Annotated in this window: 14 protein-coding genes and 3 pseudogenes; 11 read left to right on the forward strand and 6 right to left on the reverse strand. The window is 57.6% G+C overall.

What is annotated here, in order from left to right:
• Positions 1-42: 42 nt before the first annotated feature.
• Together asnB and ACVWVY_RS37685 are read right to left on the reverse strand one after the other, a co-directional pair.
• Complete coding sequence (gene asnB, locus ACVWVY_RS37680) at positions 43-2,025, reverse strand: asparagine synthase (glutamine-hydrolyzing) (RefSeq protein ID WP_456631154.1); 1,983 nt, start codon at positions 2,023-2,025, stop codon at positions 43-45.
• Positions 2,026-2,432: 407 nt separating this feature from the next.
• A pseudogene (locus ACVWVY_RS37685) lies at positions 2,433-3,570 on the reverse strand (IS3 family transposase).
• Between the two features lie 256 nt (positions 3,571-3,826).
• On the opposite strand from ACVWVY_RS37685, the gene ACVWVY_RS37690 reads away from it, so the two are divergent.
• The 3 genes from ACVWVY_RS37690 (at position 3,827) to ACVWVY_RS37700 (ending at position 6,761) form a co-directional block, all read left to right on the forward strand.
• Positions 3,827-4,849, forward strand: a complete 1,023-nt coding sequence (locus tag ACVWVY_RS37690; protein ID WP_456631155.1) for an ATP-grasp fold amidoligase family protein — start codon at positions 3,827-3,829, stop codon at positions 4,847-4,849.
• 460 nt (positions 4,850-5,309) lie between these two features.
• Positions 5,310-5,954: a hypothetical protein gene (locus ACVWVY_RS37695; RefSeq protein WP_456631156.1), complete on the forward strand. Its 645-nt coding sequence runs from the start codon at positions 5,310-5,312 to the stop codon at positions 5,952-5,954.
• Positions 5,955-6,035: 81 nt separating this feature from the next.
• Positions 6,036-6,761 (forward strand): HAD family hydrolase, encoded by a 726-nt coding sequence (locus tag ACVWVY_RS37700; RefSeq protein WP_456631157.1) that lies wholly within the window; start codon positions 6,036-6,038, stop codon positions 6,759-6,761.
• A 612-nt stretch (positions 6,762-7,373) separates the two neighbouring features.
• On the opposite strand, the gene ACVWVY_RS37705 is transcribed toward ACVWVY_RS37700, so the two are convergent.
• On the reverse strand, positions 7,374-8,786 hold the full coding sequence (locus ACVWVY_RS37705) for a pyridoxal phosphate-dependent aminotransferase (RefSeq protein WP_456631158.1): 1,413 nt from the start codon (positions 8,784-8,786) through the stop codon (positions 7,374-7,376).
• Between the two features lie 814 nt (positions 8,787-9,600).
• Between ACVWVY_RS37705 and ACVWVY_RS37710 the strand changes: the two genes are divergently transcribed.
• The 3 genes from ACVWVY_RS37710 to ACVWVY_RS37720 all read left to right on the forward strand — a co-directional run bounded on the left by ACVWVY_RS37710 (position 9,601) and on the right by ACVWVY_RS37720 (position 12,578).
• The gene (locus ACVWVY_RS37710; protein WP_456631159.1) at positions 9,601-10,023 is read left to right on the forward strand and encodes a hypothetical protein; all 423 of its coding nucleotides are present in this window, start codon (positions 9,601-9,603) and stop codon (positions 10,021-10,023) included.
• Between the two features lie 12 nt (positions 10,024-10,035).
• Positions 10,036-11,703, forward strand: a complete 1,668-nt coding sequence (murJ, locus tag ACVWVY_RS37715; RefSeq protein ID WP_456631160.1) for a murein biosynthesis integral membrane protein MurJ — start codon at positions 10,036-10,038, stop codon at positions 11,701-11,703.
• 107 nt (positions 11,704-11,810) lie between these two features.
• Positions 11,811-12,578, forward strand: coding sequence for an FkbM family methyltransferase (locus tag ACVWVY_RS37720; protein ID WP_456631161.1), 768 nt, complete (start codon positions 11,811-11,813; stop codon positions 12,576-12,578).
• Positions 12,579-12,671: 93 nt separating this feature from the next.
• Here ACVWVY_RS37720 and ACVWVY_RS37725 read toward each other — a convergent pair.
• Positions 12,672-12,829 (reverse strand): annotated as a pseudogene (locus ACVWVY_RS37725) (transposase); the annotation flags it as partial.
• A 524-nt stretch (positions 12,830-13,353) separates the two neighbouring features.
• Between ACVWVY_RS37725 and ACVWVY_RS37730 the strand changes: the two are divergent.
• Positions 13,354-13,598: pseudogene (locus ACVWVY_RS37730) on the forward strand (IS3-like element ISMamg1 family transposase); the annotation flags it as partial.
• A 683-nt stretch (positions 13,599-14,281) separates the two neighbouring features.
• Positions 14,282-16,675 (forward strand): non-hydrolyzing UDP-N-acetylglucosamine 2-epimerase, encoded by a 2,394-nt coding sequence (wecB, locus tag ACVWVY_RS37735; protein ID WP_456631162.1) that lies wholly within the window; start codon positions 14,282-14,284, stop codon positions 16,673-16,675.
• Between the two features lie 222 nt (positions 16,676-16,897).
• Here wecB and ACVWVY_RS37740 read toward each other — a convergent pair whose 3' ends face one another.
• Positions 16,898-18,031 (reverse strand): DUF354 domain-containing protein, encoded by a 1,134-nt coding sequence (locus tag ACVWVY_RS37740; protein WP_456631163.1) that lies wholly within the window; start codon positions 18,029-18,031, stop codon positions 16,898-16,900.
• Between the two features lie 463 nt (positions 18,032-18,494).
• Here ACVWVY_RS37740 and ACVWVY_RS37745 point away from each other — a divergent pair, with 463 nt between their 5' ends.
• Positions 18,495-19,172, forward strand: coding sequence for a class I SAM-dependent methyltransferase (locus tag ACVWVY_RS37745; protein ID WP_456631164.1), 678 nt, complete (start codon positions 18,495-18,497; stop codon positions 19,170-19,172).
• A gap of 193 nt (positions 19,173-19,365) precedes the next feature.
• Here ACVWVY_RS37745 and ACVWVY_RS37750 read toward each other — a convergent pair whose 3' ends face one another.
• Positions 19,366-21,165, reverse strand: a complete 1,800-nt coding sequence (locus tag ACVWVY_RS37750) for a hypothetical protein (RefSeq protein WP_456631165.1) — start codon at positions 21,163-21,165, stop codon at positions 19,366-19,368.
• A 683-nt stretch (positions 21,166-21,848) separates the two neighbouring features.
• Between ACVWVY_RS37750 and ACVWVY_RS37755 the strand changes: the two genes are divergently transcribed.
• Both ACVWVY_RS37755 and ACVWVY_RS37760 read left to right on the forward strand, forming a co-directional pair.
• Positions 21,849-22,973 carry a Gfo/Idh/MocA family protein gene (locus ACVWVY_RS37755; protein ID WP_456631166.1) on the forward strand — a complete coding sequence of 375 codons (1,125 nt, stop codon included), beginning with the start codon at positions 21,849-21,851 and terminating at the stop codon, positions 22,971-22,973.
• Positions 22,960-23,619, forward strand: a complete 660-nt coding sequence (locus tag ACVWVY_RS37760) for a sugar transferase (RefSeq protein ID WP_456631167.1) — start codon at positions 22,960-22,962, stop codon at positions 23,617-23,619. The genes ACVWVY_RS37755 and ACVWVY_RS37760 overlap by 14 nt, the downstream gene beginning before the upstream one ends.
• The last annotated feature ends 22 nt before the right edge of the window (positions 23,620-23,641 follow it).

Below are 23,641 nucleotides of genomic sequence, written 5' to 3' on the forward strand. Positions count from 1 at the left end.
CTGGAGTCCGGCAAAAACGATAGAGGTGTCATCGCCATATCTTCAATTCAAAACGGATGCCAAACGTCTTGTTCCGATATCCGCCACCGACGCATCGCCCCACCGACGATGCCACGCCTGAAACATTAGAATGTTCCAGATGAGCAAATACCGCTCATTATCTCCGCTCAAGAATTCGGCCCAGAGCGAGCGAATGGCCCCGACCTGAAAAATATCACCGGCGCTCAGGCAAGCTTCGTTCATCAGGTCTTCGGCCCAATTCCGTAACGGACCGCGCAACCAATCTGCAAGCGGAACCGCGAACCCCATTTTCGGGCGCTCGACCAAACGATCGGGCACATAGCGGGCAAGAACACGCCGGAGCAAGTGTTTGGGGCGTGGGGCACGCGCGTTCTGAAATGACGGCAGCTTCCAGACCCATTCAACCACGCGATGGTCGAGCAATGGAACGCGCACCTCGAGAGCGACAGCCATAGAGGCACGGTCAACCTTGGTCAGGATGTCATCGGGCAAATACGTGCACATGTCCAGGTAGCGCATACGGTCCACCGGATCTGGCAAGAGGACCTTGAGGTTCTGCCCCCAGCAGGCTGTCCGCACCTCTTGTGATCCTTTTACAAGATTGTCTGGGTTCTGGTGGCGCGAGACAACCTGATAGTACACGGAATCGATCGATGACTCTGAGAGGATTTGCGCCAACCGATGGGCCTTTTGACCGACACGTGGCACCCGCCGAAAGTATGGCACATAGCGCGCTATGCTGTTGTAAGTGCTAGGCGGCACAGCGCGAATGCTTGAAGACACGAGGCGGCGGAGCCCAAGGGGAATCTTCGCACCCGGTCGCCAAACGTTCTCCGTCCATTGATACCCGTCGTACCCGGAAAACAATTCGTCTCCACCATCTCCTGACAGAGCTACCGTGACGCGTTTTCGCGTCAACGCGGAAACAATATGGGTCGGGATCTGGGAGGGGTCAGCGAATGGCTCGTCATACATCTCGGCCAATTTCGGCACCACAGCGAGAGCGTCAGCGCCGCTAACGGGAAACGTTGTATGGTCGGTCCCAAGATGTCGCGCGACAGCCTCAGCGTGCTTCGCTTCGTCGAATGCGGGGTTCTCAAAGCTGATGGTAAACGTCCGGACTGGTCTCAGAGAAGTTTTCTGCATCAGTGCGACGACTGTAGATGAATCATAGCCGCCCGACAGAAAGGCGCCAAGCGGAACATCCGCAATCATGCGGCGCGATACTGCATCATGCAGCAACGCGTCGAGCTCATCGATCAATCCCTCTTCGTCAGCCTGAAGCGTATTGCGCTGACCTCGCGAAGCAACACCGGCCAGATCCCAGTACGCGCCCACTTCGGGACCGCCGCCGCTCGCAATTTTGACGAACCCGGCGGGCGGCAGTTTGTAGACATTTTCATAGATCGTGAATGGACCCGGCACATAACTATGCCGAAGAAAGGCGGCGATCGCTCCACGATTGAGACTTGGCTTCCAACCGGGATGAGCGCGCAGCGCCTTCAATTCCGATCCGAACAAAACCAGTCCATCGAAGATCGCCCAATAAAGCGGCTTTTCGCCCATTCGATCGCGAGCCAGGAACAGTTGACGCTCTCCAGCGTCCCACGCTGCAATTGCGAACATCCCGTTCAAGCGGGCGATGGTCGATTTGACGCCCCATTGGGCGAATCCCTCGACAATAACTTCTGTATCTGAATGCCCACGAAACCGAACTCCGCAACGCTCCAATTCGGCCCTCAGTTCCCGGAAGTTGTATATTTCACCGTTGAACGTAATTGCATATTGCCCGTTGGCCGAGACCATTGGTTGATGTCCCATTGGGGACAGGTCGATAATTGCCAGGCGACGCTGCCCGAAGGCAATGCTGGCTTGCTCGCCTAACCAAACTCCGCTGTCGTCCGGCCCGCGGTGGCTCAGGGTCTGCGTCATTGCAGACGCCCGCCTTTTCAGATCTTGCAGGCGGCAACCATTACGCTCCCAAATACCGGAAATTCCGCACATGCTTGAAACGAGCTCCCTAATGAGAGGACGTCAACGCATGCCATCCAAACTCACACCCTAGCAGCTTAGCCTTTTGAACCGGTCTGCGGCTCAGCGCTTTCGGATTACCCACTCTCGATCACAGGAGAAGCCCAGAGCGCTAAGCCGGGAAGTCACCGCCATGAAGAGCTTTGGATGGCTGAGCGAGGGAACTGTTCTCCGCCGAACGGTCCCGCAGATCGTGCCGAGTCGCGTGTTAGAGGGATTGCCTACCTGAGCCTGCACGTATCGGCTCGCAGCGACTGAATTCGCGTCATAGTCAAAGCCACGAACCGATACTGCGCCTGCCTCTAGGGCGGCAGCTAAAAGAGCTGGTCTCGGTTGTCTGAACAGAATCTCCGCGCGGGTAAGTGGAGGGTCTGCCGGGATTAAGCCGCCATGCGGATTGGGGGCGGGTTGAAGTAGGCTTGATCCGGGGTGCCGCCGTCAAGACTCGAATGAGGACGGAGGCGGTTGTAGAAGTCGAGATAACGGCCGATTGAATCCCGTGCCGCACTGACGGTGTCGTAGGCCCGCAGATATACCTCCTCATATTTGATGCTGCGCCACAGCCGCTCGACGAACACGTTGTCCCGCCAAGCTCCTTTGCCGTCCATGCTGATAGCGATGCCGCCGCTGGCAAGCACGTCGGTAAACGTCGTTCCAGTGAACTGCGAGCCTTGGTCGGTATTGAGGATTTCGAGCTTGCCGTGGCGCGCCAATGCATCCTCCAGGGTCTCGATGCAGAATGCCGCCTCCATCGTGACCGACAGCCGCCACGACAGAACACGACGTGTCGCCCAGTCCAGCACAACGGCGAGATAGACGAAGCCGTGCGCCATCGGAATGTACGTGATGTCCATGGCCCAGACCTGGTTCGGTCGGGCGATCTCCATGCCGCGCAGCAGATACGGATAGATCTTGTGGCCGGGCTCAGGCTTGGTGGTGCGCGGACGGCGATAGAGCGCCTCTATCCCCATCCGCCGCATCAGCGTCTTCACATGCCGGCGGCCAATCTTGCACCCTTGCAAAGCCAGCAGGCCGCGCAACATACGCGAACCGGCGAAGGGATACTCCAGGTGCAGTCGATCGAGACGCTGCATGAACGCGAGGTCGGCTGAAGAGACTGCACGCGGTAGATAATACACGCTGCCCGCGGCTGATCGTCAAAACCTCCGCCTGCCTGGTGATCGGCAGATCGCGATCACGGTCGATCATCGCTTTGCGCTCAGCAGGCCGGCTTTGCTGAGCGCTCCTTCTAAAAAATCGTTCTCCAGCGTCAGCTCCCCGATCTTGGCGTGCAGCGACTTCACATCGATGGCGGGCAGCGCCGCGGCATTGCCGCCCCCTGGAGCGAACACATCGGCGGCCCCGCCCTCAAGCTGGGCTTTCCACGACGTGATCTGATTGGGATGCACGTCAAACTGCTCCGCCAATTGAGTCAGTGTTCGATCGCCCTTGACCGCGGCAAGCGCCCACCTTCGCCTTGAAAGCCGGCGTGTGGTTCCGGCGTGCTCGTCTGCTCATCGTCTCTCCTGATTCGCGGCCAATCTTGCCCGCCGTCAGAAACTCCACTTATCGCTCTGTTCAGATTTGCGGAGCCAGCTCTCAAAAGCAGCTTAACCCTGTCCATTTTTTCGGGGGAAGATCAGGCTTCTCCTGTGATCGAGAATGGGTAACTCGAAAGGGTCGAGCCGCGGACCGGTTCAAAATACTATGCTGCTAGGGTGTGAGTTTGGATGCCAGGCGTTGACGTCCTCTCATTAGGGAGCTCTTTTCAAGCATGAGCGGAATTTCCGGTATTTGGGAGCGTAATGGTTGCAGCCTGCAAGATCTGAAAAGGCGGGCGTCTGCAATGAAGTCTTTACTCGCTCGGTTGCGCGAAACGCTTTGGCACTGGGCTCCGGTGTACGCGTCTTGCGGTCATATATTCAACTTCTTCGAGACGATGAGCGGATATAAATATGAAAAGGCTATGTTTCTGAAATACGTAGGCTACGAGCTCGATCTGACAAATCCGAAAAGCCTCAATCAAAAAATAGTGTGGAAGAAGTTGTTCGACCGCAACCCGCTTCTTCCGCCGACGTCGGACAAATATCTTGTGCGCGAGTACGTAGAAAAGGCTTTGGGGCCGGAGGCCGATAAGATACTCGTCCCATTGTTGTATGTCGGGGATGATCCGCGGCAAATACCGTTCGATACGTTGCCTGCGGAATACGTCGTTAAAACCAATCACGATTCAGGCGGCACGATTTTAGTCCGAACTGGCGAAAACGTCGACCGACAGAAAATGATCGTAAGATTAACGAAATGGCTAAAAATCCCGTACGGCATCTTTAAGCACGAGTGGGCATATTGGAGCATCCGCAGGAAGGTAATAGTCGAGGCACTTCTTCGTGAGGAAAACGGGGGAATTGCGCAAGATTATAAATTTCATGTCTTTCACGGCACCTGTAAGTTCATTCACGCAACGCCGAAGATGGACGGCGAACGAAGTGGCAGACGGAGCTTGTTCACGCCAGATTGGCGGCAGCTGGATGCTGGCTGGAAGTATCCAAAAGGTCCTTATATATCTCCGCCACCCCGGCTTTCCGATATGATTCGTATTTCGGAGAAACTTGCTGCACCGTTCGATTACGTCCGAGTCGATCTATTCAATCCCGACGACAGGATCTTTTTCGGCGAATTGACGCATTATCACGGAAGCGGTCGAGAACCCCTTTTCCCTGAATCTTTCGATTTTGAGGGAGGTAGCTTTTGGAATATTGCGCCGAACTACTGGATTGGGAAGACTCTTGGAAGCTAACAAATCCATCAAACACGTGCGCGACTATCCCATTGCTTCACATAATGCGCGGTACAAAAACGGCGCATTCGCCGGTGCTGAGGATTGACTACAATGAAGCCGCCTCAGAGCTTCCGGTTCCGGTAGGGGACGAGGTTATCGATTTTCTCACGCGCGCCGACGCATTGGATCGACATATAGCGAACCGAAAACCGCGTTCACGCCGTCGCAAGGTACACAACAAAAAGTCCTAGATGCGTACGCACTCGCAGTGTTTCTTCGGCGAAGACTACGAACAACCTATCATTCGTATCTTCCAGCGACGAGGCGCGTCGAATCTATCGTGCGATTCTCAGGTTCGTGTTTGGAGGCGTAAACCTATGCTTTGTTGCCGTGTGTCTGGTCAAAAAGTGGTACAATTCACGCAGCTCAAGAGCGCCTCGGGGCCTCGATTCAGCACGTTCAAGGAAGGATAACTTACATGAGTGGTACACCCTTCATGGCCGAACAGGTGGACAAAATCCATTCGCTCGTCACCATCGCCGTTGCAACGGCGCTTCCAAAAGTAGTAGCGAAATATGATGACCCGAGCTTGGTCCTGACGAATCTCGGCGCCCGCGGCAACGAATTCGCGCAACACATCGAAACAGCGATCGAAGAGGCCGTAAACCAAACGCTCGTGCTCATCCGGCATCGGCAAGTGTCGCTGCTCCTTTCACCGGGCACCAGCTTAGAGGTATTTGGCAGGAAGACGAACGGTATCTATCCATGGACCGAATTCTCAAAGAATGTTCTTTTGCGCGCCAAGCCAATCGCACCCTCTACACGATTTGAGATCGGCGTCGTCGAACTCGCCCGTAATGCTACGAACGAAGAGATCATTGCGAATCTTTCTGGACGGTACGCGTTCGAAGCAGATTCCGCATGCGCGGTGATCGCGGAACTTGCGATGTCGAGTGGAGCGGGGAAGAAAGTCGACCTTCTGAACGATGAGGGCGTGAACATTTTCTTCATCGGCCCGCTAATCGTTTCGCTTTATCGATTTGGCGACAAAGGCGACTGGCGTGTCGACGCTTATCGGTATAAAATGATATTCAAAGGTTCGAGAATTTTCTGCCTCCTGTGATCAAGACATCATTTCGCCAGAGCCCGCTCGGCTCCGGACCTTTGGTTCCGATGCGGACCTAAGCCCTTTATGCGTAACTTTATGGCTGAGAGTATGCCGGCGCATCACACTAAGGTAGCACTATTTGACGTGTGCCAGACGCTGGTGGATGTTTACACCATCACCGATTTTACGCGGCACTTTTTACTTTCCTCTAAACACAATCCAGGTTTCGGACGCGGAAAGTTCATCAACCACTTCTTTTATAGTCTTTTTTACCGAATAGGATTGCTGAGCGGGGATACGCACCGCGCGCATTTAATTAGGCTGTATGCCGGGTATCGAGAAAGGGATCTGAGCGCAGCCGCCGAAGCGTATGCGGAGCGTCTGCACAATCGATACAAAGAAGACGTGATCCGTCTGCTCGAAAAGCTCAAGGCGTCCGGCTTCTCTGTATATCTGGTGAGTGCAGGTCTCGATGTATATCTCCGGCCGTTCGCTGAATCGGTCGGAGCGGGGCTCATATGCACGGTCCTCGAAAGGGATTCATCTGGGACTTATACCGGTCGCATCCAGGGCACCGATTGTCTGGGTGAAGGAAAGGTCGTGAAAGTGCGCCAAGAACTACCTAACATAGGCGCGATAGAGTGGAAGGAGAGCTGGGCCTTTGGCGACAGCGCCAGCGATATTCCTTTGCTTTCACTGGTAGGAAATGCGTGTGCCGTCGACCCGGGGCCGTTCTTGGAAAGAAAAGCGCGGTCGAACCGGTGGTCAATCATCCGAACAATAGGACATATCAGCCAAACGCCAGCTGGCGCCCACCGTTAATATGTTAAATTTAGTGGAAGAAAGATACCACCGAATGATGCCCCGCCGATGCTCAAATTTGCCTTGTACATCCACACCAGTCATTCGTTTGACGGATACAACACGTATGCGCGCTCTTTATGAGCGAGCGCGCATGGATCGACGTGCTCTCGATGAGCGAGTGACATCATGTCCGGCGCGGCTGGGTTCCGGGGGCAGGCTCAGCCGGCGCGCGTCCACGTGATTTTGGGCGACGAAGTCACCTGCTCTGACGGCATCCCTGTCATCGGTCTGATTCTGAAAGGGATCAAGGCCAAGGAGCGATCACGTGACGCGCGAAATCAGGGCGGGCGGCGGACACGTGTTTTTTTCTCATCCCGCGCGCAAGGATCGCGGATTGAACTCGGAATATGCTAACGGCGAGTGGAACAACGATTTTCGAAGGCCTTGGCCAAAGCCACAGAGACAGAACGATCAAAGCAAATAAATGCATTTGCTCTGAGGCAGACACGAGCAGGACAGCAATAGCTACGATCCCGATGGAAGGCGGGAAGTGCCTTTCCGAGACGGCATCCATCACTTCGCCCTCATTTCCGGGCAAAATTCCCTCCTCCTTTCCGCTCACGAAGGTTTCTAAGCGGCGTTAGTAGCAATTGCGGTTCTGTAAGCACTGTCGGCCGCGAGAAATTTCGTGAAGCCTTCTCCTCCGCCGATTGTGGCGCGAACGAATTCGCCATCGAAATAAGCACTGCGGTCACGCAGAAAGACCCGCCGTTCCGCCATAAAAGAAAGATAACGTTCAGCGGAATCGACTTCGTAGGAGACGAAATTCCCCGCCGAAGGGAAATAACGGATACCGCGGTCGCGGCAATAGGCGTAGAATGCTTCTTTGTTGGCGTTGACCGCCGCCACAAAGGATTGCACCTTGGCATAATGATCAAGCAAATATTCCGCCGCGATAGCGCTGAACATGGTCACGTCCTTCACATTGTCGATCCTTTCCAGTGCAGCAATCAGAGCTGGCCGCGCCAGGACATAGCCCAAGCGCATGCCGGCAAGGCCGAAGGCCTTCGAAAAGGTGCGAACAATGACAAGATTGTCATGGTCGCGTAAAAGCGGAAGGGCAGTCTCTCCGGAAAATTCCCAATATGCCTCGTCGACAACCACGAGGCCGTGGAACCTGGCCGCGCTAGACAAGAGCCGCGCAAGCCCGGCATTGTTGATCTGGTAACCGATGGGATTGTTAGGATTGGTGACGTAGAGCAGACGCGGCTCTTGCCGCTCCATTTCCTTCAATAGGCCATCCAGAGAAGCGGCCGAGCCGTCGCGCATGGGATGACCGACGATTCTGTTGCCGAACCCCTGCGCTTGGGCGCGGAAATTGTCGTACGTGGGCATGATCAACATGCACACGCTCTTATCGGTAAATGCCTGCAAAATCAGGCGAAGGCCGTTGTCGGAGCCGTGCGTAAGAAGAATATGTCCGTCAGACCCGACAGCCACGTGCGCCGCTAGTCTCTTCAAAAGGCCGGCATGGCGCGTTTCCGGATACCATTTCAGGTAATGGTCGCTCGAAAACAGCTCGCGCATGACTGCGAGCAGCTCCCGATCAGGCGCCTCGTCGGCCTCGTTCCAATCGAGCTTATAAGACGCGATTCCCTGCCGTTGATCGGCCCAGGCATGCTGCGCTGGCAGGCTGTAGCTCTCAAATGACGAGAGCTTGTAACTGCCCATCTGTCGCGAAATGATGAGCACTTTGCCGTCAGAATCGGTGAAGAATTTCTCCCGCTCTTCGATGTAGATCGGGACGCCTTTTCCGATGTGCAGAACGAGCGCCTGTTGGAGACGCGCTTTTTCCTCTGCCGACAGAGGTTCGGAACAGCGGATGAGCGCAACAACCTCCAACGTCGAATATTGCACGAGTTGGAAGGCGCTAATTTTCGTATAGTCCCTGAACAGCGTATAGAAATTGATGGACGGCGGCCGCGCGCCGTTCAGGCCGACGATATACTCGTCCTTGCGGCCAAGCCCCCTCTTCACGCTCATTTCATTCCTCCGCGAAATGTTTTCCTCGTCGTGTCACAGCATGTCCCATTGGGGACAAGTCGATAATTGCCAGGCGACGCTGCCCGAAGGCAATGCTTGCCTGCTCGCCTAACCAAACTCCGCTGCCGTCCGGCCCGCGGTGGCTCAGGGTTTGCGTCATTGCAGACGCCCGTCTTTTCAGATCTTGCAGGCTGCAACCATTGCGCTCCCAAATACCGGAAATTCCGCACATGCTTGAAATGAGTTCCCTAATGAGAGGACGTCATCGCATGGCATCCAAACTCACGCCCTTGCAGCATAGTATTTTGAACCGGCTCGCGGCTCGACCCTTTCGGGTTAACCCATTGAAGCCCAGACCAGCAGATCGCGGAATGGGGCAAGCGCTAAACCGGGAAGTTCAATCGGCGTGGAGAGCTTTGGATCGCCGAGCGAGAGAACTGGTTCTCCGCCGAACGGCCCCGCGGCTCGTGCCGAGTCGTGTGTTCGCCAAGGGAACTAGCAGCATAGTATTTTGAACCGGTCCGCGGCTCGACCCTTTCGGGTTACCTATTCTCGATCACCAGAAGCCCGCAATAGTGCTGCTCGGCGAACCCACCTACTGTTGCTTCGTCGTTACTTGCGGTAATCGTCTTTGGTGCAGCGGATCAACTACGTCAGCGAGGCCGAGCGAACTATGTGGGAATCCCGCGGTATCAGGCACGACCTCGGAAGATGCGATCGTCAGCGTGTCTCTGAGCAGCGTTCCTTTGCTCCATTCCGCAGGAGGTACGAAAGCCTGCTGGAGCGGGCCGCACACAGGAGACGCGCGCGCGGCATGAGATCGCGAATTCGCGGCAAGTCAGGATTTCTCGCGGCCGCAGGGCTGCTGGAGTATGCTCTGCAGTTTTTGGTCCCTGTCATTCTGGTCCGCCACCTGTCCACGCAGGAGTTCGGGGACTACCGCCTGGCGTGGCTGGTCGCCCAAACGGAGTTGATCCTCTTTCCCCTGTTCCTGCCGCAGTCCCTATTCTATTTCCTGCCGCGCGCCGCTCCCGGAACCCGCCCAAAGCTAGTGGGCAACACGTTCGCTAGTCTCTTCGCCCACAACCTTGATGGCGCCCGCAAGCTGATATCGAAAGGGTATCTGCTGCCAGCGCCGCGTGGTGGCCAAGGCGGAGCATCTGCCGAAGGGCGCCAATCCGCGCTTCATCGTGACCTCGCTCGCACGCGAGTCCGTTGCAGCACGGGAGCTTTATGAGGCAATTTAGGCATGAGTACATCCACAAACCTTGAGGAAACGGCTCCCCCACCCAATGGCGCGCCCAAAAGCCAGGGGACCGTGATTGACGCTGGCCGCGCCATCTCGGTCGTGTTCTATGTCACCGTTGCCGCCAGGCTGCTGAGCATCGTCAGCCAGGTGCTGACGGCTTCGGCCTTTGGCGCTGGTCCAGCCATGGACGCATATACGGTGGCGCTGATCGTGCCCACAACCATTTCTGCCATCTTGGCTGCGGCCGTGGGCGCGGCATTGATTCCGGTCTTTGTGGACTACCGCGAAAACAAAGGCGAGGCGGAGTCCATGCGCCTGCTCTGGGCAGCGATGACGCTGGGCGCGCTGATTGCGCTGGTGGTGACGGTGGCGCTGGTCGCGGGCGCGCCGCTGGTGGTGACGGTCTTCGCGCGGCAAATGGATGCCCCCACGCAGACGCTAGCGGTCGTTCTCCTGCGCTTCTTGATGCCCGTGCTCTTGTTGCAAGTGCTGGTGACGCTGGTTGGCTCCGTTCTGAATGCCTATGGGCGGTTTGCTCTGCCAGCGCTGGCTCCCGCCACGATTACGCTGAGCACCATCGCGTTTCTGCTGTTAGCGCCTTCCTGGGGCATCTATGCCCTGGGCTGGGCCACGATTGTGGGTTATTCGCTGAATTTGTTGCTGCTCGTCGTTGCCTATCTGCGCATGGGGCTGCGCTTTCATTTCGATTTTTCGTGGCGGCATCCGGGCATTCAGCGCATTGCCGCGCTTTCCACGCCCATGCTGATTGGGGCGCTGTTGGTCAACGGCAACAATCTGATCGATCAGTTTATGGCTTCGCTCTTGCCGCCGGGCAGCATTGCCTCGCTCAACTACGCGATCAAGCTGGTGGATACGCCCTCGGGGATCTTTTATACGGCGCTCTCCACGGCGCTCTTGCCGATCTTCGCGCTGCAGGTGGCCCGCCGCCAATTTACGCTCTTAACCACCACCTTCCGCCAGGTGGTCATTTTTTCCGCAATCATCCTCTTGCCCGCTGGCGCGCTGCTGAGTTCGTTGTCGCGCCCGGTGGTGGAGATTTTCTATCACCATGGCAATTTTAGTGCGCAGGCCACCGATGTGGTGGCGTCCGCCGTGATGTTTCTCGCGCCGAATATATTCATCGCCACCTACGGCTTTATCAACGGGCGGATGTATAACGCCCTGCAAGATAATCGCACGCTGCGCAACGTTGCCGTGCTTTCGCTGGTGCTCAACGCCGTCCTTGACTATCTGCTGATGCAAATCTGGGGCGTGGCAGGTATTGCGTTCGCTACCACGCTGACCTATCTGATCGGCGCGCTGACGCTGCTGCTCATTCTCAACAAACGGCTGCAAGGGCTGCGCCTGCCGCAGCTTGGTCTTTCGCTGGGCAAAACCGCGGTGGCGGCCGCGTTCCTGTGGCTGACATGCGCGCTGCTGGCGATGCTGCCCCAGGTGGCCGCGCTGCCACTGCTGGTACAGATCGTTTTGCTGAGCGCCGCGGGCCTGGCGATCTATGCTGCGCTGCTGCTGGCCTTGCGTGTGCCAGAGGTCAGCCAGCTCTGGGCCGTACTGTGCGGTCGGCTGCCCTGGGGCCGCGCGCGGGCAAAAGCGCAGATGAGCGTATCGATGTCTGCATACCCTGTGAGGAAGGAAGAACTTGCATGAGTGTACAAGCGGCTGGCTCCCCACCAAAAAGCCTTAGCCTGGCAGACCTGGTCAGGCAGGCGCGTGGTATGGTCCATGTCATCAGACGAACACGCTCGTGGACTTGCTTGCGCCTCTTCTGGTTGGGCGAGCGCAAACCTCGCCGCGTCCCCGGCGCGTTTCGCTTTCCCTTCGGGCCGGTGCGCTATATGGACGCCGGGATGATGATGACGCTCTATCGTGAGATTTTTCTGGATCGCGACTATGAGGTCGCCGGATTAGGCGACGCGCCGGTGATCCTTGATTGCGGTGGGAACATTGGCATGAGTGTGATCTGGTTCAAGCAGCGCTATCCGCGTGCCCGCATCACCGTCTTTGAGGCCGACCCGCAAATCGCCGACGTTCTGGAAGAGAATGTGCGCACGCTGGGCCTCACCTCGGTCACGGTGGTTCGCGCCGCCGTTAGCGATGCCACTGGCAAGGTATCGTTTGTGCCCGAGGGATCACTGGGCGGCCATGTCGGCGATAAGCAGCGGCCCGACCTGGCGCCGCGGCCAGGGGTGTTGGTGAACGCCGTGCGTTTAAGTGACCTGATTACCGAGCCGGTGGATTATCTCAAGGTCGATATTGAGGGCAGCGAATTTGGCGTGCTCAAAGACCTGTGCGCCACGGGCAAAATGAGGTTGGTCAACTATCTTTCGTGCGAATTGCATTGCAATCCTGATGTGCAAGACCAGGTGGCGGAACTGTGGACGGCGCTTACGCAAGCGGGCTTCCGCATCACGGTTAGCCGCGCAGAGGTGTGTGATGAACTGCCAGGGCCACCCATGCCCACGCCGTTTTTGTCGGCACCGAGCGCAAAATATTTGGTCTGGCTCTATGCCTGGCGTGTGTAGGGATTCGCGCCGCATCTTGCCATGAGCAGAAGAGGACGTCGGCTTCATCGGGATGGTGACACGTGACTGTGAGCTCGCCGAGCTGCTCACCCGGCGTGCATTCTCCTGTTCCAGCGCTTTCAACCGCTTGGCCTCAGAGACATCCCTGCCGCCGAATCTGGCCTTCCAGTTGTAGATTGTCGCTTCGGAGATCCCATGCTTGCGAGCCAGGTCGGCCGTCCTTGCCCCCGCTCCTCCAACTCCGCGATAATCTGCTCCGACGATCGCCGTGAGTTCTCGGCAGCGCGCCGCTCGGAAAACGACGTCTCCGGAATGGCCCCAGGCGCTCCTTGGTCACGTCGTCGACCATGTTGAGGATCCGGAAGGGCCGTGGGCGCGCTGACGCTGCTGCTCAGCCGTCAACGTTGCCCTCGCCCACCTAGGGAACTGATATTGGGCAGAAGCGCATTACCCAGAGGCTGGTGGGTCAACGTACCGGCAGCCATGACCGCTGATGCAATCGAGATGAGCGCAAAGGCCGAGCTCGGAAAGTTCGCTGCCACAACCCATTGATCGGCCTGCGCGCGCAAGGCGAAAAAGCCGCTGGCCGTCGCAAAGCGCAGCTTCCTGGGTAGTGGAGCAAAGGAAAAGTGCTCACGAACGCGCTGACGATCGCATCTTCCAAGGTCGCGCCTGATGCCGCGGGATTCCGATATGGTTCGCCGGGTCTTGCTGACGCAATTGATCCGGTCACAGGGGCACTTGGCGCGGTGAACTTGCAGCGGTTCGCCGCTTCGAAGGAATTGTCATGAACCACAAGAAGTTCCGTCTCGATCGCGAGGAACGGCTACAAGTTCGCCGGCGCGGCGGTCGTAAGCGGGCACTCGGCGCCAGGGCGCCGCTGGCGATCCCGCAAGGAGCCAACCAGCGCTGGAGCCTCGACTTTCTGTCGGATGCGTTCGCCGACAGCCGACGGATCCGGATTCTGGCCGCCGTCGACGACTTCACTCGTGAGAGTGCCTGGCGCTCGTCGCCGATACCTACGAGCTTGTGGACCCGCGAAGCGTCACGCTGCCCATGAAATCGAGGCGCGCTGGAGCCGGGTTGCCGAGCCTGAGGGTCGGATCAAGGGACTGCGCACCGCCGTGCCTTTCTCGTGGTAAAGCGCCGAACGCAACGGCTCAATGCGAGGCGACTGGGGGGACTGGGGAAAGTCTTGCCCGTGCGGCCTCCCCTACGATCGGTGGAGTGGAAGGTTGAGTGCGCGTCACGCGGTGCTGACATAGCGGGCAGCTCGAGCAAGGAATGCCTGCGCGCTTTGACATCACGGCTGACGATAGATCATCGTGACTGAGCCCGCATCGTCCGCTCGCATGAGAAGCAGGAGCCGACAGGGGTAACCCATAAGGGTCCGCATCTGGGACAAATCTTGGATATCCTACGTTCGTCCATCCGACCAGCCTACGCACGGCGATTGTTATCTTTCGCGAGGACCTGAGCGTGTGAACAAATCATCCCCAGCCGTGAGGGATTAGAGATGGGACAATGCCGTGCCCTGCCGTCGTCGTCTCGATTATGCCGGGTCTGGTGTCAGTTGCGCATGGTGATCCTTAGGTTGGTTCGGTACGCCGGGCCGCAGACCTCAAACAAGATCCAAGATGTGGCAGCCAGTTTGTGACGCATCAGTACCAGGCCCTCAGGTTTGAGCCGCTCATGGAGAACAGATGAAAATCGCCATTCTCGTCGGCACTCGCCCGGAAATCATCAAAATGGCACCGGTCATTCGCGAATGCCAGAAGCGAAAGCTCGACTACTTCATCATTCACTCGAAGCAACATTACTCCGAGAAACTCGACGGGATCTTTTTCTCGGAACTCGATCTGCCCGCGCCGAAATACAATTTGAATGTCGGCTCCGGCGGTCACGCGAACCAAACGGGCCGCATATTGATTGCGCTTGAGCCTATCCTTATGTCGGAGAAGCCCGATGTACTGCTCGTTCAAGGCGATACCAACACCGTGGTGGCGGGCGCGCTAGCGGCGCACAAACTTCATATCAAGGTGGGGCATGTCGAGGCCGGATTGCGCTCGTTTGATCAAACGATGCCCGAAGAAAGCAACCGGATAATCGCCGATCATATTTCGGATTATCTTTTTGCCGTCACCGACTTGCAGGTCGGCTACCTGAAAAAGGAAGGACTTCCGGAGTCGAAGATCTTCAAAGTCGGAAACACGATCGTCGACGCTCTGCTTTCCCACCGGGTTCACGCCGAGAAAACGAGTACGATTCTCTCCACGCTGAAATTGCAAACCAAGAGATATTACCTCCTTACGTCCCACCGCGCGGCGAACGTCGATGATCCGGATGCGCTGAAGGAACTCATCCAACTGATTGCGAAAATCCCCGACCGCGTATGCTGGCCGATCCACTATCGCACACAGAAGGCTCTCAAGGAAAATAACATTGAGTTGCCTGGAAATCTGACCTGGACCGACCCCATCGGATACTCGGATTTCCTGAATCTGCTTTCGAACTGCGCAGCCGTCATTACTGACTCCGGCGGCATTCAGGAAGAAGCTTGTATCCTCGGCGTACCTTGCGTGACGATTCGCGATCGCACGGAGCGTCCAGAAACCGTCGACGTCGGCGCGAATGTTTTGGTACACCGAAACGCGGAGGCAATGGTCGCGGCCCTCAATCGCCCGATAACCCCTTGGACAAATCCATTTGGAGACGGCCACACCGCAGAGAAAATTCTCGACATCGTCGTGGGCCAGCATGTACAGCCGGCTCCGCAAACGCAGGATACCGTTTGCGTTGCGGGCCTTGGCTATATGGGACTTCCGACGTCGCTCCTGCTTGCGAACGCGGGCGTGTCGGTAACCGGCTTTGATCTCAACGAGAAGAAGGTGAGTGAGATTAACAGCGGTCTCTGCCCGTTTGAAGAAAACGGCATCCCGGAATTGCTAACGGCGGCCTTGAAGACTGGACGCTTCAAGGCTCAGACGGCACCTGCGGCAGCGGACGTTTTCGTTGTGGCCGTACCGACTCCGCACGAAAACAAGAAATGCGATTTGTCCTTCGTTCTTTCGGCCGTGAATAGCCTGCTTCCCATGATGAAGGACGGAAATCTTCTCATCATCGAATCCACGATCAAGCCGAAGACCTGTGAAGACATCGTACTTCCAATCCTCCAATCGAGAGATCTGAAGGTCGAGGTCGCGCACTGCCCGGAGCGAGCGATTCCCGGCAATACGCTGCATGAGATTGTACACAATGACCGCATCATCGGCGCCACGTCGCCGGAAGCAGCGCAGAGAGCGGAACGCCTCTATTCGACATTCACGAAGGGTGCGATTCACAGCACAACCCTTGTGACCGCGGAGTGCGCAAAGCTCATGGAAAACACTTTCCGCGACGTCAATATCGCTCTCGCGAACGAATTTTCCCTGATTGCCGATAAGTTCAGGTTCAACATCTCGACTGCGATCGATCTTGCGAACAAACATCCGCGCGTCAACATTTTGCAACCGGGAATCGGCGTCGGGGGCCACTGCATCGCCATCGATCCGTGGTTTTTGACCGAGGACATCGATGGTCTCAATGTCATTAGAGCGGCGCGCGAACTGAACGACGAGATGCCAAAGCACACTGTCGAGCGAATAAAGCGGAAAATCGGCCCGTCCGTAAGGAAAATCGGACTGTTGGGAGTGAGTTACAAGCCGGACGTCGACGATGCGCGAGAAACCCCGGCCTTGCAGATCGCAACCCTCCTCTCCGAACGATACCAAATCCGCTGCCATGACCCCTTCGTGAAAGCTTGGGAGTTCGAGCTGTTCCCCCTCGAAGAGGTTGATGGATGGGCCGACGCCTTGGTGGTTCTTTCGAACCACAAGATCTACGGATCCAAGCAGTTTCGCTCCCCGCTGCTTTCGTTCGAAGATCTGATCAAGGCCGACCGCTGCGAGGTGGAGTTCAGGCACCACCGCAGTGGTTCTGATCTGAAGCTCGCCAACCTGGTGCCGCGATCACCGGACAGCCTTCCTGACGGGAGGCAAGCTCCGGCGCCTGCTGTGCGCGACAATGATCTTCCGGCCAAAATGGTGCGGCAGAACTAGCTCAGATGTTCCGTGCTGGTTCGAGGTAAGCGCAAGCCATCCAGGGTGAGCGAAGCGAGCAGTTGCTGCTGAGGCCGGCAATCTTTCGCTCACCATCATTTCCAGAACGAATTCACGATAAGGCCTCTGAACCATTCTCCGGTGGCCGCCCGGAATCCAATCTTCTTCCGTCGGACAATTTGCCGTAGAAGGTCCTTGTCCGTTGCGGCGCGCAGCAGAGAATCAATTGCGGCAATCCGCGCGAACGATGCCTTCCACTTCGCGAACGATGTCGCTCAAAGCGTTGCGGGCCCCTCCGATAGCCGCCGTGTTGCGGTCGCGACGTTGAAGCAGGATCTTATTTTGGACGTCGGCGCTGGTTTCGATGATCACCATCTTGCCTTCTCTTTGCAAGTGGCGATCCACCGCGCCGCTTTTGCCGCGGAAAATGCTGTAAACCGGGATGCCCAGCGCAGCGGCTTCGCGGTTCATGGTGCCGCCACCGCTGACCACGAGATCCGAATGCCAGAGCAGATTCAGGCCATCGACGGCCTGTTTGGGAACGATGACCTTGTCTCCTTCAAACCACTTCGGCCAGTTGGCGCGGATGTGCGATTCCTGCGCTTTGTTGCGCGGCAGCAAGACCGCCCTCACCCCGGGCGTCACCATCACGCGTTCCATGAACTCGATAAAGAACTTTTCGCTTTCGGGATTGTGATAATGCGCCTCCGTCGCGGGCGGACGAACCGTGACGATGATCTCCTTGTCGCCCAGATTGAGTTGCTTGCTGAGGGAGGTGTCCGGCTTGAATTCCGGCGCGTAGACATCTTCCTTGATGCCGCGATATTTGCGGATACGTTCTTTCGACTTGGCGTGAAGATTTTCACTCAACAACACTTCGGGAACGATTTCCCAACGCGGAGCCACGATCGCCGGTGTCCTGGAGTGTTCATAATCCATGATCATCACCGTCGGGATGCGGAACAGGTTGCAGATGACGATCTGCGCGCGCGCGCCGTGGTTCAATCCCATGATCGGACGCTCCCTAAGCACGAAGCCGAGCAATTGCAGGCTGCGCCAAGCGAGCCCCCACGCCTTGAGGAGGCGGTTCTTGCCGTAGTGACGGCCGACTTTTTTGTAAGCCAATCCAAACTTGTCCGCCAACTCGCACACTTGAAACGCGTCGCGGGCGGTCAGCACGACCCTGTAGCCGCGTTGTTCCAGTTCGCGGATGATGGGCTTGAAAAACGGAATATGCGGCGTGTTCTCCAGGTCGATCCAGATTTTTTTGCCGGCGCCGGTACGGCTGGCAGCGGCGGTCGCGCCGTCGCGGACGTGGGCGGGTTTGACGGCATCGGCAACTACTGGAGCGGGCATAGGATTAGGGGTTTTTAGCCTTCACCGGAATCGAGGAAGGCGGGTTGTGTGACTTTGTGAATTAGAGATTCCACGATCTTGTGCATCGTTGATTATCGAGCTGGGGCGATCCGGATTTACGCAAAAAGTCTGCAGTGGAGAGTATTGTAAATAGTGTAGCATCATCAACACGGCCGGTGAACGCAACCAATTCGTCCAGTTCGAGGGCCTTTGTAGGCTGGTGCGCTGCAAACCGCGACGCCCGCCCCCGCGGGGCTACCCTTTTATTGCTGATAGGAACCGCCCTTGTGATTATGGGAACCCGATTGCGCTCAATCGGTGCAAGTGCGTAGTTTGCCTCCGCAAGTGGGTGGATAGGAAAATGCAACGACAAAGCCCAGGTAGCGCAAGTAGGGACACTGGAACAATACAACACCCCACAGCAAATGATCCGACGCCGTCACCGGGGCGTGCGACGTCATGGGTGACAGCCATCGAAGCGCGCTATTCCACGAGGACCCGGGCCAGACGTGCGGCATTGCTCACCAAGCACATCAAGCTCAGACCCGACGACATCGTCCTCGATCTCGGCGGCGGGACCGGAGATCATTTCCATTCCATCTTCCCGGACCACAAGCGGGTCGTCATCGCCGATATCATGGAGGATCAGCTCAAGCTGGCGCGGCAGCGATACGGGTACGATACCATGCAACTCCGCGACGAGGACGTCACCCTGCCGTTCAGTGACAAGCAGTTCGATGTCGTCTTCTGCTCGTCCGTGATCCAGTATGTCATCGGCCCCACGTACAGGATCGATCGGACAATGAACGACGCAGAGTTCGATCGGGCCGCGCACCAGCATCAATGTGTGTTCGCGGACGAGATCCGCCGCATCGCCAAGAAATACTACGTCCAGACGCCCTACAAATATTTCATCATCGAAAGCCACAGCTGGCTGCCGGGCATCGTCGTGTTCCTGCCACGCCATATGCTGGTTCGGTTGTTGCGGTTCACCCACACATTCCCGTTCTGGCCCACGCGCGCCATTCCAAACTGGCGGCTGCTGACCATCGGCGAATTTTCGAAGATGTTTCCCGACGCCACAATCGAGCGGGAGTGGTCATTTGGATTTGTCAAATCCCTCATGGCCATCAAGGCGTGATGGCGATTCATCTCCTGGAGTCGCGCCGATCATCGTCTTGCAGAGAACGCGGGTAGCGACCCAGCCGACCTGACGCTTCCATCAGCCAAGCCGGCGGATCTCGTGAGGACGAGCGGGAGCAATGCCCCTCTCGAGGCCGAGCAGCGGAACTCGAAGCGATGTGCCAGGGCCCTCAAGCCAAGAGCATCGTGTCCTATACGCCAAAACGAAAGAGGTGCCCGTAATTGTCGCGAAGTTCGGATAGATATCGCCGAACCGCCACCCCAAGTCGATATGAGACCGGTTCCGAAGCCGGGAAAGCATCCGGCTGTTCGTGATAAACGCAGCGTATATCCGCCGTCCTGCCGGGCGGGATATCGACGATCACTCGAAAACATCCATCCATGTGTTCGTACGCGACGACGTCTTGGTTGACTGTAATATCTTTCAAAGAAACGACCTGTGATTCCTGCTTCACGACACGGATCCGGCGCGTCACCGCCTCCATGTTTTCGATGCGGAGTTGCTCGGCAAACATCTTTACGATGATCGTTCCGCCGTCGGGTCGAATGCTGTAGCTGCGGCAAACGGCGTCCCCGAGAGTCCGCCAGCAGAGTTTCCACCGCAAGGATGCAAGCTGCCGGAGGAACGCCGCCAATTCGCTGCCGTGGCCCCGGAAAACGTCGTGATGCGCGGCAACGAAGCACGGCTTGCCCAGGATTCCGTCAAATGCGAAGTTTTCAATGCCGTGGTGAATGTACCGCCGGGTATAAATCGAGAATCCCCCATATCGGACGATGGCGACACTCCACAGGTCCGCAAGCGTCGTTTCATTCAACCCGTTATCGGCCGGCGCGACTTCCGTGTTCACTGCCGCGACGAAGCCATTTCGCTTGAGAGCCGACACTGCCTCGCGCGAGAATGCCCCTTGCGGGAAAACCATCACGTTGTCGTGCTCAAGCGCGGTCCTGTTGAGCAGGAATTGCATCCGCATCTTGGCGGTCTTCAGCTTTCGGTCGAGTAGATCGGCCGAACGGGCCGCAAATTCACCACGGGTGTGATCGCAGCCGTGCACGCAGATGGACAGTTTTCCGCTATTCTGCCGAAAGGCTGCAACGGTGTCGCGATTTGTTCGTCGCCAGTTCCATGGAATGAATGCGACGGTCGTCGCGAACGCCTGCTTGTTTGCCAACTGCAGTAGTTCGCTAAAATCGAGGAAGCCGTACCGTAGCCTCAGGGGTGGATCGTCGATGATCAGGCACGCGCTTGTTTCGGAGGTGGTCCAGCAGACGTCGCGGAACGACCACTTCAGATACATTACGATTGGCACCGCACCGGCGAAACGCTTCTTCACGTCAAAATAGGTCGCAGCGCGTTCGCGAACGTCCACCATCGCCAGTGACGCATCGGCAAAAAAGCGCACGCCGGAATGAACAAATCCGGCGAACAGGAGTCCCTCCGGCGCCCCGACGATGCTCCGCAACTCGCCGCCATGCCGGATGACAAGCGCCGTATCCGCGGCGCTGGGCGCCAGTTGGATCCGCAGGCCTGACATTGGGCCGCACATGTCTGGAAAAGCATCAGTGACGGACACGGTTATTGGCCGCGCGTCGATGCCGCGAATGTCCGCCTCCGGGTCTCCCGTGATCTGGCGCAGTAGAGCTCGGCAGGGATCCGCAGCTTTAAATCCATAGACGAACACGGAAGCGGCTGCCGCCAACCAAGCCGGAAACGTTCCGGCCTTACAGGACTGCAGGCTTTCGGCGAGACAGGGCGCGGACGTCAGGATGGAGAACTGCGGATGATTTGCCGTCAGTGAAGCTACATTGCCTCCGTTCGCTTCGCTGACTGTCAGCGCCGTCCATGGAATTTCGAAAAAATCGAGGATATCCGTCAGGTTGTCATCGCCGGGCGATGGAGTATCGCTGCGGAGCAAGAGCGCGATCGAAGAACCTGTGTTCATGGCGTCGGCATTCCATCCCCGGGTTGTCGCATCATCCTTCGGCAAGGCCATCGGGCATCCTGCGGATTATCCGCGGCCTCGAGATCGTGCTCTTCTTTGGAGAGTCCTATACGAAAGGTCGCCGGGTTTCCACTGAAGGACGTAGGCGCAATGGTCCTGTCGGCCAACATATCTGCGCTGGGCGATACGGAGCCGATCCTTATCATCGCCAAAACCCGACGCCGCAGGCCCTCGGCGAAGGAATCGTGGTGCTGCTTGAGGACGAGGCCGCGCGCGAGCGCATGCGGAGCTACGGGAGGGAGCGGGCCCGCGGCGAATTTCGCGCGGTTCCGCGGAAGCCGCGACAGACGTGCGGGAGCGCGCCGAAACCGCACGTCGTTTAATCTCCCTGTGCCAGGCGTCGCATAGCGCTACCGGCGGCACCCATCCTGTAGACATGGTTGCACGCAGGACCGTCCTCTTTCGCGCTGCAAGAAACCGACTTTGGAGAGCCAAAATCGCGCCGCTGCCAGGTTGGGCGCCGCGCGGCCAGCGGCTCAAAGCCGAGGTGCCGCATGACAGCTGGAAGACAAAACCCTTTTTGGCGGTCTTGCGCGGTACCCCGCGCAAGCGGTGGTATTCCGACCTGTGTACCCCAAAAGAGTAGACCGTAACCCGTGTTCTTCGGCAGCGCCCGCGCCCAATCGGTTATCTTGAATGAACGCACACTAACGGCCTTCAAACAAGGAGCCAACATGGCGACTAACCATGATCGTGAGGACGTGAAAATTCGGACCGCGAACGGCGGCCCGTCGCTCGCCGTCATCGGTTGCGGCTACTGGGGTTCGAAACACATCCGTGTCAGCTGCGATATACGCAACGCAAGGCTTTCGATGGCCGCTGACTCGCGCACTGACAGATTGGAATATGTCCGTTCACAATATCCGTCTGTCGCCGTTTCGCGTGATATCGGCGCGGTACTGAATAACCCTTCCATAGACGGGGTCATTGTCGCCACCCCTGTGGAGACGCACTTTGAATTGGCACGGGCGGTGCTCCTGGCCGGAAAGCACGCACTCGTTGAGAAGCCATTGGCTATGACGAGCGCGCAATGCCGCGAGTTGATTGCGATCGCCGAAGAGCGCAAGCGTGTGCTGATGGTCGGGCACACGTTCGAGTATCATCCGGCGGTGGGTGTCATGCGCCAGATGATCCAGAGTGGCGCTCTTGGCGAGCTCTACTACATTGATTCGCGGCGCCTGAATCTCGGTCTCTACCGGCAGGACGCCAATGTCCTTTGGGACTTGGCGCCGCACGACCTCTCGATCATCTTCGCCCTGCTGGAGGAAGTGCCGCAAACAATCGGCGCCTGGGGTTGCGCGCACGTTCTGCCCAACGTCGAGGACGTCGTTTACGCCAAGATGGGCTTCAAGAGCGGTCCGACCGCCCATGTGCATGTTTCCTGGTTGGACCCGGTCAAGGTGCGCCAGATCACGGTCGTCGGAAGCGATGCGATGCTGGTGTTCGACGACGTGGAGCCGTCCGAGAAAGTGCGCGTTTACCAGAAGCGCTTCAGGCCGCGGATCGACGGTGACTCCTACGCCGACTTCCAGTCGGCCTATCATCATGGCGACGTGCATATCCCCGCAATATCCAGCACCGAACCGCTGAAACTCGAGGTACTCGATTTCGTCAACGCGATCATGACTGGGGAACGGCCGCGCGCGGACGGATTGCATGGGCTGCGCGTTGTCGAAGCGCTCGAGGCGGCATCGGCTAGTCTACGGCTCAACAACAAACGCGGCAGCAACGGTAAGGATCAACGGATATTTCGGCGGCGGAACATGCCGGCGGGAGGTCCCGAAATTGCCGTCGCATGAAGCCACGCGACGGAAGGCAACCCCGCGGGAATTCGGCAAGCGGGTGCTTGACGTCGCGATCAGCGTTCTCGCGATCGTGGTGCTGGCCCCCGTCTTTGTGTTGGTGTGGATAGCAATCCATCTCGACAGTCCCGGACCCGCGGTGTTTCGCCAACGTCGGATCGGGCGAGACGAGAAGCTGTTCAACTGCCTTAAATTCCGGACGCTCCGCCACAACGCCGACGAAAACGTCCATCGCGAAGCGATCCGGCGGGTTTGGGCGAAAGAAGCCCTCTCGAACGACCCCGATGCCCCATACAAGTTGACAGACGATCCTCGCGTGACGCGCGTGGGGCGGTGGCTGCGGAGGACCAGCCTCGACGAGCTGCCTCAACTCCTCAACGTATTGCGCGGCGAAATGAGCATCGTCGGTCCGCGGCCGGCGATTCCTTACGAACTCGAATACTTCCGGGACTGGCATCATAAACGTCACATTGTGAAGCCCGGAATAACCGGAATTTGCCAGGTGCGCGGCCGGGGTCGTGTCGGCCCCGAGGCGATGCTCGAGATGGATGTCGAGTATGCGATGAACTGGACCTTATGGACCGACCTGAAGTTGATTGCCCTGACGTTTCCCGCGGTGCTGCGCGGTCGCGGTGCCCGATGAAGTTTTCAAGAAACAGATACGA

This window comes from Bradyrhizobium sp. URHC0002 (genome assembly GCF_054059515.1).

What these genes read in the sequence shown, in the direction of transcription:
- ACVWVY_RS37710 (WP_456631159.1), top strand. Translation starts at nt 9,601, where the DNA reads ATGAGATCGCGAATTCGCGGCAAGTCAGGATTTCTCGCGGCCGCAGGG.
- ACVWVY_RS37750 (WP_456631165.1), bottom strand. Translation starts at nt 21,165, where the DNA reads ATGGCCTTGCCGAAGGATGATGCGACAACCCGGGGATGGAATGCCGAC.
- murJ (WP_456631160.1), top strand. Translation starts at nt 10,036, where the DNA reads ATGAGTACATCCACAAACCTTGAGGAAACGGCTCCCCCACCCAATGGC.
- ACVWVY_RS37695 (WP_456631156.1), top strand. Translation starts at nt 5,310, where the DNA reads ATGAGTGGTACACCCTTCATGGCCGAACAGGTGGACAAAATCCATTCG.
- ACVWVY_RS37690 (WP_456631155.1), top strand. Translation starts at nt 3,827, where the DNA reads ATGAGCGGAATTTCCGGTATTTGGGAGCGTAATGGTTGCAGCCTGCAA.
- ACVWVY_RS37705 (WP_456631158.1), bottom strand. Translation starts at nt 8,786, where the DNA reads ATGAGCGTGAAGAGGGGGCTTGGCCGCAAGGACGAGTATATCGTCGGC.
- wecB (WP_456631162.1), top strand. Translation starts at nt 14,282, where the DNA reads ATGAAAATCGCCATTCTCGTCGGCACTCGCCCGGAAATCATCAAAATG.
- ACVWVY_RS37755 (WP_456631166.1), top strand. Translation starts at nt 21,849, where the DNA reads ATGGCGACTAACCATGATCGTGAGGACGTGAAAATTCGGACCGCGAAC.
- ACVWVY_RS37740 (WP_456631163.1), bottom strand. Translation starts at nt 18,031, where the DNA reads ATGCCCGCTCCAGTAGTTGCCGATGCCGTCAAACCCGCCCACGTCCGC.
- asnB (WP_456631154.1), bottom strand. Translation starts at nt 2,025, where the DNA reads ATGTGCGGAATTTCCGGTATTTGGGAGCGTAATGGTTGCCGCCTGCAA.
- ACVWVY_RS37700 (WP_456631157.1), top strand. Translation starts at nt 6,036, where the DNA reads ATGGCTGAGAGTATGCCGGCGCATCACACTAAGGTAGCACTATTTGAC.